The sequence below is a fragment of the Aliiroseovarius sediminilitoris genome, from assembly GCF_900109955.1.
Lineage (GTDB): Bacteria > Pseudomonadota > Alphaproteobacteria > Rhodobacterales > Rhodobacteraceae > Aliiroseovarius > Aliiroseovarius sediminilitoris.
This window is the reverse complement of record NZ_FOJB01000001.1, coordinates 2,544,037-2,558,487: the sequence shown is the minus strand read 5'-3', so window position 1 is coordinate 2,558,487 and position 14,451 is coordinate 2,544,037. Positions and strand designations below refer to the sequence as shown.

15 protein-coding genes are annotated in these 14,451 nt (G+C 57.8%); 10 read left to right on the top strand and 5 right to left on the bottom strand.

Annotated features, from left to right (window positions below):
- The first annotated feature begins 15 nt into the window (after positions 1 to 15).
- The 8 genes from BMY55_RS12640 to BMY55_RS12605 all read left to right on the top strand — a co-directional run bounded on the left by BMY55_RS12640 (position 16) and on the right by BMY55_RS12605 (position 6,681).
- Positions 16 to 1,044 (top strand): extracellular solute-binding protein, encoded by a 1,029-nt coding sequence (locus BMY55_RS12640; protein ID WP_091431108.1) that lies wholly within the window; start codon positions 16 to 18, stop codon positions 1,042 to 1,044.
- 61 nt (positions 1,045 to 1,105) lie between these two features.
- Positions 1,106 to 2,137 carry a histone deacetylase family protein gene (locus BMY55_RS12635; RefSeq protein WP_091431105.1) on the top strand — a complete coding sequence of 344 codons (1,032 nt, stop codon included), beginning with the start codon at positions 1,106 to 1,108 and terminating at the stop codon, positions 2,135 to 2,137.
- An 18-nt stretch (positions 2,138 to 2,155) separates the two neighbouring features.
- On the top strand, positions 2,156 to 2,992 hold the full coding sequence (locus BMY55_RS12630) for a helix-turn-helix transcriptional regulator (protein ID WP_091431103.1): 837 nt from the start codon (positions 2,156 to 2,158) through the stop codon (positions 2,990 to 2,992).
- Between the two features lie 92 nt (positions 2,993 to 3,084).
- Positions 3,085 to 4,443, top strand: a complete 1,359-nt coding sequence (locus tag BMY55_RS12625; RefSeq protein WP_091431101.1) for an aminotransferase — start codon at positions 3,085 to 3,087, stop codon at positions 4,441 to 4,443.
- Between the two features lie 250 nt (positions 4,444 to 4,693).
- Positions 4,694 to 4,933: a hypothetical protein gene (locus BMY55_RS12620; RefSeq protein WP_245744743.1), complete on the top strand. Its 240-nt coding sequence runs from the start codon at positions 4,694 to 4,696 to the stop codon at positions 4,931 to 4,933.
- The gene (gene iolB, locus BMY55_RS12615; RefSeq protein WP_091431099.1) at positions 4,926 to 5,720 is read left to right on the top strand and encodes a 5-deoxy-glucuronate isomerase; all 795 of its coding nucleotides are present in this window, start codon (positions 4,926 to 4,928) and stop codon (positions 5,718 to 5,720) included. The genes BMY55_RS12620 and iolB overlap by 8 nt, the downstream gene beginning before the upstream one ends.
- 122 nt (positions 5,721 to 5,842) lie before the next feature.
- The gene (locus BMY55_RS12610) at positions 5,843 to 6,022 is read left to right on the top strand and encodes a hypothetical protein (RefSeq protein WP_091431097.1); all 180 of its coding nucleotides are present in this window, start codon (positions 5,843 to 5,845) and stop codon (positions 6,020 to 6,022) included.
- Positions 6,023 to 6,060: 38 nt separating this feature from the next.
- On the top strand, positions 6,061 to 6,681 hold the full coding sequence (locus tag BMY55_RS12605; RefSeq protein WP_091431096.1) for a YdeI/OmpD-associated family protein: 621 nt from the start codon (positions 6,061 to 6,063) through the stop codon (positions 6,679 to 6,681).
- Between the two features lie 21 nt (positions 6,682 to 6,702).
- Here the strand turns inward: BMY55_RS12605 and BMY55_RS12600 are convergent, their stop codons facing one another.
- From BMY55_RS12600 to BMY55_RS12580, 5 genes are all read right to left on the bottom strand, one after another.
- Positions 6,703 to 7,431: an amino acid ABC transporter ATP-binding protein gene (locus BMY55_RS12600; protein ID WP_091431094.1), complete on the bottom strand. Its 729-nt coding sequence runs from the start codon at positions 7,429 to 7,431 to the stop codon at positions 6,703 to 6,705.
- Positions 7,431 to 8,261 carry an amino acid ABC transporter permease gene (locus BMY55_RS12595; RefSeq protein ID WP_091431092.1) on the bottom strand — a complete coding sequence of 277 codons (831 nt, stop codon included), beginning with the start codon at positions 8,259 to 8,261 and terminating at the stop codon, positions 7,431 to 7,433. The genes BMY55_RS12600 and BMY55_RS12595 overlap by 1 nt, the downstream gene beginning before the upstream one ends.
- Positions 8,262 to 8,272: 11 nt before the next feature.
- Positions 8,273 to 9,094 carry an ABC transporter substrate-binding protein gene (locus BMY55_RS12590; RefSeq protein ID WP_091431091.1) on the bottom strand — a complete coding sequence of 274 codons (822 nt, stop codon included), beginning with the start codon at positions 9,092 to 9,094 and terminating at the stop codon, positions 8,273 to 8,275.
- A gap of 141 nt (positions 9,095 to 9,235) precedes the next feature.
- Positions 9,236 to 10,531 (bottom strand): HlyD family type I secretion periplasmic adaptor subunit, encoded by a 1,296-nt coding sequence (locus BMY55_RS12585; protein WP_091431089.1) that lies wholly within the window; start codon positions 10,529 to 10,531, stop codon positions 9,236 to 9,238.
- Complete coding sequence (locus BMY55_RS12580; RefSeq protein WP_245744742.1) at positions 10,521 to 12,284, bottom strand: type I secretion system permease/ATPase; 1,764 nt, start codon at positions 12,282 to 12,284, stop codon at positions 10,521 to 10,523. Before BMY55_RS12580 ends, BMY55_RS12585 begins: the two co-directional genes overlap by 11 nt.
- Before the next feature lie 469 nt (positions 12,285 to 12,753).
- Between BMY55_RS12580 and BMY55_RS12570 the strand changes: the two genes are divergently transcribed.
- Both BMY55_RS12570 and BMY55_RS12565 read left to right on the top strand, forming a co-directional pair.
- Complete coding sequence (locus tag BMY55_RS12570; protein WP_245744741.1) at positions 12,754 to 13,587, top strand: metallophosphoesterase family protein; 834 nt, start codon at positions 12,754 to 12,756, stop codon at positions 13,585 to 13,587.
- Between the two features lie 132 nt (positions 13,588 to 13,719).
- The gene (locus BMY55_RS12565; RefSeq protein ID WP_091431086.1) at positions 13,720 to 14,451 is read left to right on the top strand and encodes an ABC transporter ATP-binding protein; all 732 of its coding nucleotides are present in this window, start codon (positions 13,720 to 13,722) and stop codon (positions 14,449 to 14,451) included.

The following is a 14,451-nucleotide window of genomic DNA, read 5'->3' as shown; positions in this document are numbered from 1 at the left end:
CAGGGAGCTAACAATATGAAACTTCTGACACAATCTGCCATGGCGCTGGCCTTGATGGCCAATGCCGCCACCGCGGAAGGCGAGTTGGTCGTCTATCACTGGTTCGAATACATGCCGCAGGAGCTTTTGGACAAGTTCACCGCGGAAACCGGTATCAACGTCACCATGGACACCTACGACAGCAACGAGGCGATGTTGGCCTCGCTCAAGGCTGGTGGCATGGGCACCTATGACGTGGCGGTGCCCGGCGATTACATGGTTGCGATCATGGCGGGCGAGGGGCTTCTGGACACCATTGCGGACGGCGAGCTTGCCAACAAGGGCAACATAGCACCTGAATGGGCCGACCCCAGCTTTGACCCCGGCCGCACCCATTCGATTCCATATCAGTGGGGCTCGACCGCGTTTTCGGTGGATACCGAGGTCTATGGTGGTGACATCAACACAACCGATATTCTGTTCAACCCACCGGCAGAGCTTGCAGGCAAGATCAACATGCTGGACAGCCAGGGCGAGGTGATGGCGCTGGCATCGCTTCACATGGGCATTCCGCAATGCTCGTCCGACCGCGAGCAGTTGAAGGCGCTGAACGAGATGTTGATGAGTGCCAAGGAAAACTGGGCCTCGTTCAACTCGGATACCGCGAAGGAAGTGATGGTGTCGGGCGACGTGGCAGTGGGCATGATCTATGACGGATTCGGGGCCAAGGCGCGGGCGGAAAAAGCATCGCTGAAATATGCGTTCCCGAGCCAGGGCTATGTGGTCTGGATGGACAATGTTGTGCTTTTGAAAGATGCGCCAAACCGCGACAACGCACTGAAATTCATGGATTTCCTGCTTCAACCTGAAAACATCGCTGCGGTGTCGAACTATGCGCGTTATGGCGCAGGCGTCAGTGGCGTGGGTGAGTTCCTTGACCCGGAATTGGCCACGTTGCCCGAGGCCAACCCACCCTCAGAAGCCGGGCCGGGGGTCTTCATCGAGGTCTGTGACGAAGCCACGCAAGCAGTCTATGACCAGATCTGGACCAACGTGAAAAAGTAAGCTTGATCGTCTGGATTGAGGGCGGCCGGCAGGGCCGCCCTTTTGCTTGAAGGGGGTAAACATGGAAACGATTTTTACGAAAAAGCACCGCCTTAGAAACTCAAAGACCGAGCTTTTTGGTGGTCAACTTGTCGAACCGTTTGAACGCCCCTCGCGGGCGGAATATATCATTGAGCGCGTGCGCAAGGTTGATCTGGGTCCGGTGTCCGACCCCGATGACTTCGGGATGGGCCCGATCCTTGCCGTTCATGAAGCGGGTTTCGTTGACTTTCTTCAAACCGCGTGGACGGAGTGGGTGGCCGAAGGGTTTCAGGGCGAAGCGATGACGACCGTCTGGCCCGCCCGCCGCATGTCCACCCGTATCCCCACACATATCGAAGGCCGGATGGGATACTATGCCCTGGCGTGCGAGACCTCGATTTCGAACGGGACGTGGGACGCGGCCTATGCCTCGGCTCAGGTGGCGCTGACCGGGGCAGAGCGTATCCGCCAAGGCGCGACCTCGGTCTTTGCGCTGTGCCGCCCGCCGGGTCATCACGCAGCCATTGACATGTTCGGCGGCTACTGCTTTCTGAACAACGCCGCGATTGCGGCGCAGCATCTGCTGGACAAAGGTGCCAAGCGCATCGCGATCCTGGACGTGGATTTTCACCACGGGAACGGCACGCAGGACATTTTTGACACGCGCGACGATGTGTTGTTTCTGTCGATCCATGGCGACCCGATGGATGCGTTTCCCCATTTTCTGGGCCACGCGGACGAGGTTGGCAGTGGCAGGGGCGAAGGTTTCACCGTGAACTATCCTTTGCCGCCTGGCACTGATTTCGCGACGTGGCGCGCAAGGCTGGCGGATGCGCTGGCGCGGGTCAAAGATTATGCACCCGACGTTCTGATCATCTCGCTTGGCGTCGATACGTTTGAAACCGATCCGATCAGCTTTTTCAAACTGACCTCGGATGATTTTATGGCCTATGGCGGCGATATTGCTGCGCTAGGCTTGCCCACACTTTTTGTGATGGAAGGCGGCTATGACATTGCTGAGATCGGGATAAACGCAGTGAATGTGCTTCAGGGGTTTGAAGACGGGGCATAATCCGGCAAGCTGCCGCCTGTGACCCAAAACGTGAAACTGACACCAGACAACATTATCCGGCTGACCGCTGCGATCAAGCATGTCGGGACGGCGGAATTTCCAGCACATTTCTGTGCCTTCTGCGCGGGCCTTGCTGGTGCAGATGCAGCATATCTTACTGCGTTTTTCGATGCGGACGGACCGGCCGAGATTTATTCGACCCGCAGCGATCCCGATACACTTGAGGCTCTTGCGCTTTACCTGGACGTCGCCTTCGTGCTCGACCCGTTCTACAAGCTGTTTCAGGCGAAAACGGGGGACCGTGTCGATGGGCTTGGCGATATTGCCCCGGACGATTTTCGACGCTCGGAATATTATGCGAAGTTCTTTCGTGCGGTAAAGCTGCGCGACGAATGCGGGGTGATGCTGCACCTGACGGATCAGGCCGCGCTGTTTCTGTCCTTGGGCGTTCGCGGCACGTCGCGTTTGCAAGTGCTGCGGCTTCGTGCCTGTCTGCCCGCAATTGGTGCCTTGGCACGGCGCCATTGGACCGTTCTGACGCCCGATCGCGTTGACGGCACCGGTCGACTGGCCGCCCACCTGGATCGCGCGTTCGAAGCGTTTGGCAGTTCGACCCTGTCCCCGCGCGAGGGCCAGATTGCGCGGATGATCCTGCAAGGCCATTCCTCGAAATCCATCGCGATCAGCTTCGACAACAGCCCGGAAACCATCAAGGTTCATCGTAAGCGCATCTATGCCAAGCTGGGCGTTGCCAGCCAGGGCGAGCTTTTGTCGCTGTTTTTGACAGCTTTGCGGCGGATGCCCGCGACGGCGACGGGTGATCCGCTGGCCTATCTCGACGCCACGCAGACCTGATGCCATTGCCAGTACCCCCTAGGGGTGACTGACCCGCAGTGGCAGGCTGCTGTAATTTAACGAGAACCGTTTCAGGCAAAGGAACCCTCGCCATGGCCACACAAGATGCAAATTCAGCATGGGCAAAGGACAAGGCACATGTGCTGCATCCCTACACCGATTTTGCGAGCTTCAAGGACGAGGGCAGTCAGGTCATCACGGGCGCGAAGGGCATGTATGTCACTGACAGTGACGGCAACCGACTTCTGGATGCCATTGCCGGGCTATGGTGTGTGAATATCGGACATGGACGACGCGAGATGGCGGATGCGATTTCGGATCAAGTCATGCAGATGCAGTATTACAACCCGTTTGGCCACTCGACCAATGAACCGGCTGCGGAGTTGGGCGCATGGTTGGCCTCGCACGCGCCAGGCGATCTGAACCACGTTTACTACACGACGGGCGGGTCCACCGCCAACGACGCGGCCATTCGGTTGGTGCATTACTATTTCACCATGAAAGGGCAGCATCGAAAGAAGAAGATCATCTCGCGGAATGATGCCTATCACGGGGCGACCTATGTCGCGGCGGAGTTGACCGGCATCCACGCCACCAAGATGAGCTTCGACAAAGTGGGCGAGCACTTTATCAACCACGTCTCGGCAGCCAACATGTATGCCAAGCCTGATGACGTGAGTGAAGAGGCATATTGTGATTATCTGGTGCGGGAATTCGAAAACCGGATCGAGCAGTTGGGTCCGGACAATGTCGCGGCCTTCATTGCAGAGCCGGTTATGGGAGCAGGGGGCGTATTGATCGCACCCAACGGCTATCATCGCCGCATGTGGGAGGTCTGCAAACGCCACGACATTCTTTATATTGCAGACGAGGTCGTGACTGCGTTCGGTCGTTTGGGCCACTGGTTCGCATCGGAGGATGTGTTCGATTATCAGCCGGATATTCTGGTCAGTGCCAAAGGGATCACATCAGGGTATGTCCCGTTGGGGGTGACGCTGATTTCGGACGAGATCTACGACGTAATCAGCCGTCCGCAATGCGAAGGCGGTGTTTTCTCGATGGGTCTGACCTATTTCGGGCACCCATTGGCGTGCCGCGCCGCCCTGACAAATGTCGAGATCATCGAGCGCGAGGGCCTGTTGGGCCATGCGCGCATGATGGCCGACCATTTCCAGTCTTCTGCCCAAAGGTTGAAATCGCTTGATCATATCGGAGATGTTCGGGGGCATGGGCTGATGCTGGCAATCGAATTGGTGGAAGACAAAGCAAGCAAAAAAGCCTTTCCGATCACCAAACAGGCAGGCGCGAACGTGTTCAAGAATTGTGTTGATGAAGGTGTTATCGTGCGACCGGTCGGAGATAAAATCATCCTCTCTCCACCTCTCGTGATCAACGAAGAAGAGATCGGAAAAATATTCTCTGTTTTGGGTCGCGCCATCAGTTCAATTTAGAGATGTCGAAAGCGCTTGATCACCCTGACGAATGAACGTTTTTACGGCTGGATATGTAGGATACGAGGCGTGCGACCAGACTGGTTCTTATCGTCCCAGAACGCAGCGTTGTGTTGCTGTCGAAAAGAGTACACAATCTTTGAGCACCAAGAGTCCCGGCAATACCAGTCGGATACAAGCGCGGCCTAACCGGACCCCATCTGTGTAACCCGCGACTCTGTCAAACGCTCTGTCTGGCCGCGTGTAAATGTTGGCCCGCGAGACCAGAGTGATCGAAAGGGAGCATATGTTCGATCTACACGTGCCATTCTTCAACCCGTTGTGGCGGCGTGTTGTCGTCGTTGCGATCTGCCTGGGATGGGCGCTGGTGGAGCTTGCGTTCGGTTCTGTCGGTTTCGCCGTGATTTTCGGGGCGGCCGGACTTTATACGGCACACCAGTTCTTTATTCGCTGGACCCAGACAGCAGAAAATGAAGACAGAAATGCCTGACCTGTTGAAACGCCCCTTCGGCACCCATGGCAAGGTGCACCAGATTACCCCTGAAAGCGCGGGTTGGCGTTATGTGGGGTTCGACCTTTATCGCCTGCGCACGGGTGAGACTGCGGCCGAGGCCACCGGATCAACCGAGGTGATCTTGGTGATGATCGAAGGCAAGGCAAAGTTCACCGCCGCAGGCACCGATTGGGGGGAGCTGGGCACGCGCATGAATGTTTTTGAAAAAACCGCGCCGCATTGCCTTTATGTGCCCAATGACAGCGACTGGGCATTGGAATGCACCACCGACGCCACCATCGCCATCTGCAAGGCACCCGGCAACTCGGGCCACAAGGCACGGCTCATCGGCCCCGACGGCATTACCCTGACCAAACGAGGTGAGGGTACCAATACTCGCTTCATCAACAACATAGCCATGGAAGCTGAAGATTACTGCGACAGTCTGCTGGTCACAGAAGTGTTTACGCCCGCCGGCCACTGGTCCTCCTATCCAAGCCATCGGCATGACGAGGACGACTTCCCGCGCATCACCTATTTGGAAGAGACCTACTACCACCGGCTCAACCCCGCCAATGGCTTTGGTGTCCAGCGCGTTTATACCGATGATCTAGGGCTTGATGAAACCATGGCCGTCCATGACCACGAGGTCGTCTGCGTTCCCAAAGGACACCACCCGTGCGGCGCGCCTCACGGCTTCGAGATGTACTATCTTAACGTCATGGCAGGACCGCGCCGAAATTGGCGCTTCGTGGCAGCTCCCGAGGTTGAGCACCTGATGTGAGCGCCATGTGGAGAAATGGCAGAAAGCCTGTGGCTACACCCGCCTGCTAAAACGCCCTATGTCAAGGCGCTGACCCTGGCCTATACGATTGCAATCTTGTTGATGGTGGCCGGGCGGCCCGCATGATCTTGGCTTTCCGGTCCGAATGTCATCCGTTCCGCTCGATCATGGTCGCATCTGCCGTGTTGTCGATCATCCTGGCCCTGATGATCTTTTTGAACCTCCCGCACTCGGCGGCGGTGGTTCAGGGCGTCTCTTTTGTCCCATGTCAGGAATTGCGTCCTTGGGACCTTTCACTGTAGCCTGAACCGCAGCACGGACTGGCATCGGGTCGGCGAGCATGATCACAGATATCGAAGACTACTTCGCGAAAGGATGCGGGCGTTGCAAACGTTTTGAGACGCTTGACTGTTCAACACAGGTTTGGGCCAACGGCTTGCGCGACCTGCGCGGCCTGTGTCGTGATGTTGGCCTGACCGAGCGCGTGAAATGGGGCCATCCATGCTATCTTAGGGGTGATCGCAACATCGCCATCATCGGCGCCTTTCGAAGCGATTTCCGCCTGACCTTCTTCAACGCTGCGCTGATGAAAGATCCGCAACATGTGCTTGAGAAACCGGGGCCAAATACTCAGAATCCCTGCCTTATCAGGTTCACCGCCACCGCGCAGGTTGCCAAGATGAATGCTGTTATTCGTTCATATCTGGCCGAGGCGGTATCCTACGCGGATGCGGGCGTTAATCCCCCCAGAACAGATACGGCATTTGAGTTGCCGGACGAACTGATTGAGGTTCTGGCGGCCGATCCCGAACTTGCCGCCGCATTTGATGCGCTGACGCCAGGACGGCAGCGAAGCTATGTGATCAACCTCGGCGCTGCGAAACAATCCGCAACACGACTTGCACGTATTGACCGGTTTCGCGACAATATCATACTGGGCAAAGGCGCGAATGAAAGGTGACAAGCCGTCTGCTTGCTCGTGTCACAAGACCGACGCCAGAAACTCTTTCGCGCGTTTCGTTCGCGGGGCGTTGAAAATCTGATCCGGTGTGCCGGTCTCGATGATTTTGCCGCCATCCAGAACACAGACCCTGTCGGCAGCTTCCCTGGCAAATCCCATTTCATGGGTGGCAAGGATCATCGTCATATTCTGGGCTTTCAGCTTCAACAGCGTTTCCAACACCTCGCTGACCAATTCCGGGTCCAGGGCCGAGGTAACTTCGTCAAACAGCATGATTTTGGGCTGCATCGCCAGTGCACGGACAATGGCGACACGCTGTTGCTGACCACCCGACAATTGATCCGGATAGGCATTCATGCGGTCCCTCAGGTTGAACCGTTCAAACAGCTGTGTCACGTCCGGCAACAGATCTTTCCTTGACCGTTTGAATACACGGGATGGCGCAAGCAGCACGTTTTCGACTGCGGTCATATGCGGAAACAGGTTGAAACTTTGAAAGACCAGACCAATCTTGCGGCGAATGGGTTGCGGGGCGACACCGGGCAGTGAGATGTCGTGGCCTTCAAACCGGATCTCGCCCTCGTCAATCGGCTCAAGCAGGTTGATTGTGCGCAACAGCGTGGACTTGCCCGACCCGGACGCGCCGATCAGGCAGATCATCTCGCCTTCATTGACGTCCAGATCAATACCGCGCAGCACCTCTGTCGGGCCGAAAGATTTGGTGACGTTTGACAGGCGAAGAATGGACATCAACTGCGCGCCTTGTTCTGTTTCGCGATCAGATAGTCGGCAAATCGCGTGACGGGAATGGTCACGGCAAGGAAGATGATTGCAGCCCCCACATAGGGCGTGAAATTCGCCAGAAGCGATTTGTGCACACCGGCTTGGCGCAACAGCTCTACCGGGCCGATGAAGGACAGAAGCGCCACGTCTTTCTGCAACGCTACCAGCATGTTCATGTTGGCGGGCACGACACGGCGGATTGCCTGCGGCAGAACCACAAAGCGCATGATGTCGGAATGCGACAGGCCCAGCGATTTGGCCGCGGCCCGCTGGCTTTCATGAACGCTTTCGATGCCGGCGCGGAAGATCTCGGCCACATAGGCAGAATAGGTCAGGATCAACGCAAGCGAGCCCCAGATGTAAGGGCTGTTCCATGGACGTTGCAGGCCAAGGCCGGGCACGCCGAAGCCGATCAGAAACACGATCAGGATAACAGGGACGCCGCGAAAAATGTCGGTGTAGAGCACGCCGAACACCCGCAGCGGAAACAGCGCAGGTGCGCGTGCGTCGCGGCACAGCGCGATGAACAGACCAAGAAAGGCGATGGCGGGCGTGCACCACAGGAAAATGGCAACATCCCAGCGAAAGGCGGACAACAGCGATGGGAAAGTCTTTGCAAGAATGTCCCAATCAAAGAAGCTGCTGCGCACACGATCCCAGCCCGGTGTCATCGGCAGAAGGATGACGATCAGGACCATCACAACAACAGTGCTAAGCGTCGCCACCGCCACCGATTTGCGCCGCGCCTTCTGTTCATAGATTTGGCGGGCCGTAAGGCCCGCGCTTGTGGTTTTCATGGAACGTGTCGTTACTTGATCAGCGGAACGCCGGTGGTTTCTTGCAGCCACTCGGCCTCGATGGCGGCGAGGGTTCCGTCATCCTTCATGGCTGACAGGGCTTCATCCACGCAGGCCTTCAGCGGGCTTCCTTCTTCCATCAGGATGCCGAATTGGTCGGGGTTCTCGCTGCGGTCGGCGGCGAACTGACCCAGAAGGGCACCGTCATCCAAGACCACGGCGCTGAGATAAAGTGCGGTCGGAAGGTCAAACAAGGCCGCGTCGATCTGGTTTGCCTTCATCGCCTCGACGACGTTCACGTTGTCATCATACAGAAGCGGCGTGTCCGCGGGTGCGATCGCCGAATTAACGGTTTCAAGCGCCGTGGTGCCCGCCATGACGCCCCATTTCAGGTCTTTCAGCGACGCAAGTTCGGCAGTGGCACCGCCGTCGATAGTGGGCTGGCGCACCAGAACGGCCATGGCTGCGGAATAATACGGTTCGGAAAAATCGACCACTTTCTCGCGGTCTTCGGTGATCGAGAATTGTTGCAGGTTCACGTCAAATTCTTTCGCGCCCGGTTGGATCGACTGGTCAAAGGTCGCGCGGGTCCAGACAACGGCGTCCTTTTCAAATCCCATACGCTTGGCGACTTCATAGGCGACGGCGGATTCAAAACCTGCGCCACTGGTCGGGTCGTCATCCATGACCCATGGGTAATAGGCGGGGTTGCCTGTCGCGATGGTCAGAACATCGGGGGACAGGGTTTTACCGGCGGCGCAATGGGTGTCGGCAAGAGCAGAAGTTGCGCCCAGCAGGCTGAACATCAGGGCGGTTGTGAAAATCGGTTTCATCGGGAATCTCCAAATGGATGGCGCCTGTAACTTTAGGGCGGGCCGATCTTGACTGTCCAGATGAAGTTGAGATTTGAGGGCGGGAACATGGCTGCCCCCGCGTCAGGACAGGCGCGGCCGACGTTCCGACCGCGCCCGCGTTCATTCTTCGCGAAACGCCAGATCAAGGTAATCCGTGAAAGGCTTCAACAGATAGGACGCGGGGCTTTGCGCACCGGTCTGGATGAAGGCTTCGACGGGCATACCGGGTATAATCTCGTCCTCGCCCAGAAGATCAAAGGCGGCGGGATCGATTTCGACCTCGCCTGCGAAGTAGCGCTGTCCAGTTTGCTCATCCGTCATCGCATCTGCCGAAATCAGGCTGATTTGCCCGAACAACTCTGGCGTGGTGCGGGCATTGAAGGCCGGGAATTTCAGCACGGCTTCCTGCCCGACCGTTACACGGTCAATTTCCGCCGGGGCCAGTTGCACAGACACGATCAGAGGGCTGTTGTCCGGCACGATCGCGGCCACTTCGCCACCCGCAGGCACAACCGAACCGACGGTGAATACGTTCATGCCATAGACCACACCATCCACCGGGGCCTTCAGGTTCAACCGGGACAGTCGGGTTTCAACGGCGCGCAGTTTTTCCTGCAACTCTGCCTCTCGTGGTTGCAGGTTGCGCAGTTCTTCCTGTGCGCTTTCTTGCCGTTCTGACCGTGCCTTCAGCCGCTCGATCTCGTAACCAGCGATGGCGTTCCGGGTGGCCGCAATCTGTGCCTCGGTCTCTCCGGACAGGCCATTGATCTGGGCAAGCTGTTTTTGCAAATCCAGAACCTGTGATCGTTCGGTCAGGTTTTTTTCCAACAAGTCCTGAAAGGTTTTCAGGTTGTTGTTCATCAGCTCGGCTTGCTCGCGGTTGGCGGTCAGTTGCTTTTCCAGACCGACAATCGTCGCTTCAGACTGCGCGCGCCGTTCGCGCAACTGATCGTCTGTCTGACTGAGCGTCGTGGCGCGAGTTTCGAACAGAGTTTGTTGCGTGTCCAGGATGCTTTGCAGGTCGGCATCGTCCTTGGCACCCGACAGAAGCGCCGGGCGGAACGTGATTTCTTCGGCTTCAACCGCTTCTGCGGACAGGCGGTCGATATTGGCCTGCACTTCAAACAGGGCGTGACGGATAATGTTTTGTTCGGATTGCAGTTCGGCGTCATCCAGCAGGATAATGGTTTCCCCCGCTTTGATGGTATCGCCGTTGCGCACAAGGATATCGGCGACCACACCGCCATCCGGGTGTTGCACCACTTGTTTGCGCTGATCCACTTCGACGTAGCCCGACGCCACAACCGCCGCGTTGATGGTCGAATAGGCACCCCAAGCCACCAGTCCGCCCAACCCGATGACAAGCGCCCAAAAGCCCTGTTTTACATAAGTTTTTGCGTTCCAATCACTGGGCATGTTCAAGCCTCCGACCTTGCTGTGCCGGCACCACGGCCGGGCTTTTTCTGACGAATTTGTCCAGAACCTCCTGGCGCGGGCCAAAGGCACGCATCTTGCCACTGTCGATGAGAAGCACCCGTTCGCATTGCGCCAGCGCCGAGGGCCGGTGTGAAATGATCAGGACCGCCTGACCAGCCTCTTTTGCGTCCGAGATCGCCTGATTAAGTGATCGAACCCCGCTGTCATCCAAACTGGAATTGGGTTCGTCAAGGATCAGAACCGCAGGGTCTCCGAACAGCGCACGGGCCAGGCCAACCCGCTGGCGCTGCCCGCCGGACAGACGACTGCCGCCGTCGGAAATAACCGTGTCATAGCCATTGGGAAGACCTAGGATCAGGTCGTGCGCCCCAGCAGCGCGGGCGGCCTTGACGATGTCTTTTGGGTCGGCGTCGGGGTCAAACCGCGCTACATTCTGCGCAATCGTTCCGGGGAACAGCACCACGTCTTGCGGCAGATATCCCAAAAGACGGCCAAGCCGATCAGGCGCGTATTGATGAAGATCCGCACCGCCCAGCCGGATTTCCCCGGCGCGGGGCGGCCAAACTCCGGTCAGTGCCTTGGCCAATGTCGACTTTCCGGCGGCACTTGGTCCGATGACGGCCACTGCTTCGCCGGGCTGTATGTCAAAACTGACACCCATCAACAGGGGTTTCGTGGCACCCACAGGCACCACGGCAAGCCCTTTGACCTGCATCCGGCTTTCGGGTGCGGGCAGCGGCATCAGTGCAGGGCGGGGCGGGGTCGAGGTCAAGACGGTGCGCAGCGATCTCCATCCTTGTGCGGCCGCCTGAAACAAACCCCATTGTGCGACCGTTTGTTCGACGGGGGCCAATGCGCGGCCCAGAAGAATTGAACCTGCAATCATCGCACCGGGGGTCAATTCACCGCGCAGCACGAGCCATGCCCCCAAGGCGAGGATGCCGGACTGCAACAGTAGCCGGAAGGCTTTGGTGGCTGCGGTCAGCCGTCCGCGTTTGTCGGCAGCAAAGATGCGGCTGCTCAGGGCATCGCGCCGCACCGTGCTCCAGTCATCGGCCAACGGTTCTTTCATGCCCAGACCCTGAACCGTCTCGATGGATTTGCGTATGTAGTCGGTGCGGCCATCGGCTTGGGCCGACAGTTGGTTTGCCTTGGACTGGGCGGCATTGCTGACGCGTTGATTGGCAAAGGCCAGAATGAACAGAATCATCCCACCGGCCAGCGCAAACCAACCCATCATCGGATGGAAGATGAACAATAGCGCAAGAAACGCAGGAGCCCATGGAAGATCAATCAGTGCTGTCAGGGCAGGAGAGGCAAGCAAAGACTGAATGCTGGTCAGGTCACGCAGGCCGGTTGCCGGACGCGCACGTTGATCGGCATTCTCAGCTTGCCGCAACACGGCGTCGAAGACGCGTCGGTCAAGCGCCGACTGGAACCCTGCGCCAACCCGCGCCAGAACACGCCCCCGCACGTGATCCAGAAACCCCATCAAGGTATAAAGGAACACGACAAGTCCAAACAGGGCGACCAATGTTGCCGAGGATCGACTGGACAACACGCGGTCATAGACTTGCAGCATGAACAGCGGTCCGGTCAGCATCAGCAAATTAACTGCCGCGCTGAAGACGGCAACGCCGATAAGTTCATAGCGAAACCCCGCCAAAGTGCGGCTGAGTTCGCGCGATTGTTGTGTTGGATCGGTCATTTCCGCTCCGTTCTGGTCAGTCATGGCAGCAGGTGTGCCGCTTTGATCAGGCGACACGCCGTGGATACGGTTAGAAACGATTTGACGTCGGGTGCTGAAGGCTTCGCCTGATCAGCAGACCCTGAGTGGTCGTTTGGTCTCCGTGAGTGGTCGTGGCTAAAAAGGGCGAAATCCGATGGATGGGGAGTCTTCTCCGCTGGGTTGAGCTTGTTAGGCGATCCAACGCCTGTTTTCGCGAAGAATGTCGGCGATCTTGTGCCAATCAGGACCTTTGGGCGGCGGAGGGTCGGGACTCCGCCCAGTCTCAACGCCAAAAACGGTGCAAAAGTGCCGATTGCTCCCTGAGCGTGAGTCTTCGGTTCCGTCGAGGCGAGGTGAGTCGCCGGTCAGGTCTTTGACCGCCACCACCACAAGTCCGCCCAACGCCCATTCAGACCGGGCCTCTGCGATGGTGCGTGCCCAGGGCACTGGTCTTTGGTGCGGGGGTCGTCATATGGTCGTGGCACCCTGGTCGCTGTGCGATGGTCAAGCGACTGTATTTGAGACAGAGAAGGCACAGGTGCCGATGCGTTGGTTCACACGTCGAAGCAGACCCAAACAAGCCGTTGTTACGGCCCGTTTCGATGCGCCACTTCTGCCGGACGCTCCATTTTGTGTGGTTGGCGACATCCATGGTTGCATGGATCTGCTGTCAGAAGCGCTGGATCGGACCGCCGCGCGTTGGCCGGACCAGCCGGTGGTGTTTGTCGGCGATTACGTCGACCGCGGGCCAAACAGCGCCGAGGTGCTGCGCCATCTGTTCACTCTGCAATCCGCCAGCCTTGATCGGATCATCTGCCTTATGGGGAACCACGAAGATATGCTGATGGGCTTTCTGGACGGCACGTTGCACGATCACCGCATCTGGTTTCAGAACGGAGGGAACGCGACCCTGCAAAGTTTCGGGATAAGCCTGCCAGACAAAACACCGTCCAAGGATGATGTCGAGCAGATCCGTTCTGAAATGCAAGAGGTCATGGGGAACGAATTGATAGCATGGTTGCAGGGTCTGCCTTTGGTCTGGCGCTCGGGCAATGTTTGGGTGACACATGCCGGCGCTGACCCTGTTGTCGATATAGATCGGCAGGATCGCATGGCGCTGTTGTGGGGCCATCCGGATTTTCGCAAGCTGCCCCGGTCTGACGATCAGTGGGTTGTGCACGGCCATACGATAGTGCCCGAGGTCCGCCGCCGTGACGGGCGGATCGCGGTTGATACAGGCGCGTATCGGACCGGACAGTTGTCGGTCGTCCACATATCAAATGACGGGATTGAGGTGCTGGATTGATCTCCGCACAGGGTTGCGACGATTTTTCCGCCTTTTGAGGCCGAATACGGGTTGATGCGTGTGGCAGGTGTGACAACATCCGGTTGTGACGCAATAGGGGTTTAACACCCAAGCTGAAGAGCGGTGGAAACCATGAGCTCTGACAACAGTAATGCCAGCCGCACGCCGATTTATCGGATGCAGGATTTGACCAAAACCTACCGGACAGAAGCGGTTGACGTTCATGCTTTGCGCGGTGTCACCGCCGAGCTTCCGGCGGGCGAGATTGTCGTGTTGTTGGGTGCATCAGGATCGGGCAAATCCACGCTTCTGAATATTCTGGGCGGGCTGGATACGGCAACATCGGGCAAGGCGTGGTTTCGCGATCAGGACCTGACAACCAAATCCGACCGCGAATTGACGCGTTACCGGCGTGACCATGTGGGGTTTGTCTTTCAGTTCTATAACCTCGTTCCATCGCTGACTGCGCGTGAAAATGTGGCGCTCGTGACCGAGATTTCGGGCCACCCGATGCCGCCGGAAGAGGCGTTGGAGCGTGTGGGACTTGGCCACCGCATGGACCATTTCCCGGCCGAGATGTCAGGGGGCGAACAGCAGCGTGTTGCCATTGCGCGCGCAATCGCCAAACGACCCGAGGTGCTTTTATGCGACGAACCCACCGGTGCGCTGGACAGCAAAACCGGTGTTCAGGTTCTGGAAGCCCTGCACAAGATCAACACCGAGCTTGGCACATCAACGCTTGTGATTACCCATAACGCGGGGATTCAGGCGATGGCACATCGGGTTGTGTTTTTCGCCGACGGCAGCATCACGGAAATTCGTGAAAACGCCGATCGGATCGAACCCAACGAGATCGTGTGGTAG

Excerpts from the sequence above, each read along its gene's own strand:
- BMY55_RS12640 (WP_091431108.1), top strand. The coding sequence starts at position 16 with ATGAAACTTCTGACACAATCTGCCATGGCGCTGGCCTTGATGGCCAAT.
- BMY55_RS12635 (WP_091431105.1), top strand. The coding sequence starts at position 1,106 with ATGGAAACGATTTTTACGAAAAAGCACCGCCTTAGAAACTCAAAGACC.
- BMY55_RS12625 (WP_091431101.1), top strand. The coding sequence starts at position 3,085 with ATGGCCACACAAGATGCAAATTCAGCATGGGCAAAGGACAAGGCACAT.
- iolB (WP_091431099.1), top strand. The coding sequence starts at position 4,926 with ATGCCTGACCTGTTGAAACGCCCCTTCGGCACCCATGGCAAGGTGCAC.
- BMY55_RS12610 (WP_091431097.1), top strand. The coding sequence starts at position 5,843 with ATGATCTTGGCTTTCCGGTCCGAATGTCATCCGTTCCGCTCGATCATG.
- BMY55_RS12605 (WP_091431096.1), top strand. The coding sequence starts at position 6,061 with ATGATCACAGATATCGAAGACTACTTCGCGAAAGGATGCGGGCGTTGC.
- BMY55_RS12600 (WP_091431094.1), bottom strand. The coding sequence starts at position 7,431 with ATGTCCATTCTTCGCCTGTCAAACGTCACCAAATCTTTCGGCCCGACA.
- BMY55_RS12595 (WP_091431092.1), bottom strand. The coding sequence starts at position 8,261 with ATGAAAACCACAAGCGCGGGCCTTACGGCCCGCCAAATCTATGAACAG.
- BMY55_RS12590 (WP_091431091.1), bottom strand. The coding sequence starts at position 9,094 with ATGAAACCGATTTTCACAACCGCCCTGATGTTCAGCCTGCTGGGCGCA.
- BMY55_RS12585 (WP_091431089.1), bottom strand. The coding sequence starts at position 10,531 with ATGCCCAGTGATTGGAACGCAAAAACTTATGTAAAACAGGGCTTTTGG.
- BMY55_RS12580 (WP_245744742.1), bottom strand. The coding sequence starts at position 12,284 with ATGACTGACCAGAACGGAGCGGAAATGACCGATCCAACACAACAATCG.
- BMY55_RS12570 (WP_245744741.1), top strand. The coding sequence starts at position 12,754 with ATGGTCGTGGCACCCTGGTCGCTGTGCGATGGTCAAGCGACTGTATTT.
- BMY55_RS12565 (WP_091431086.1), top strand. The coding sequence starts at position 13,720 with ATGAGCTCTGACAACAGTAATGCCAGCCGCACGCCGATTTATCGGATG.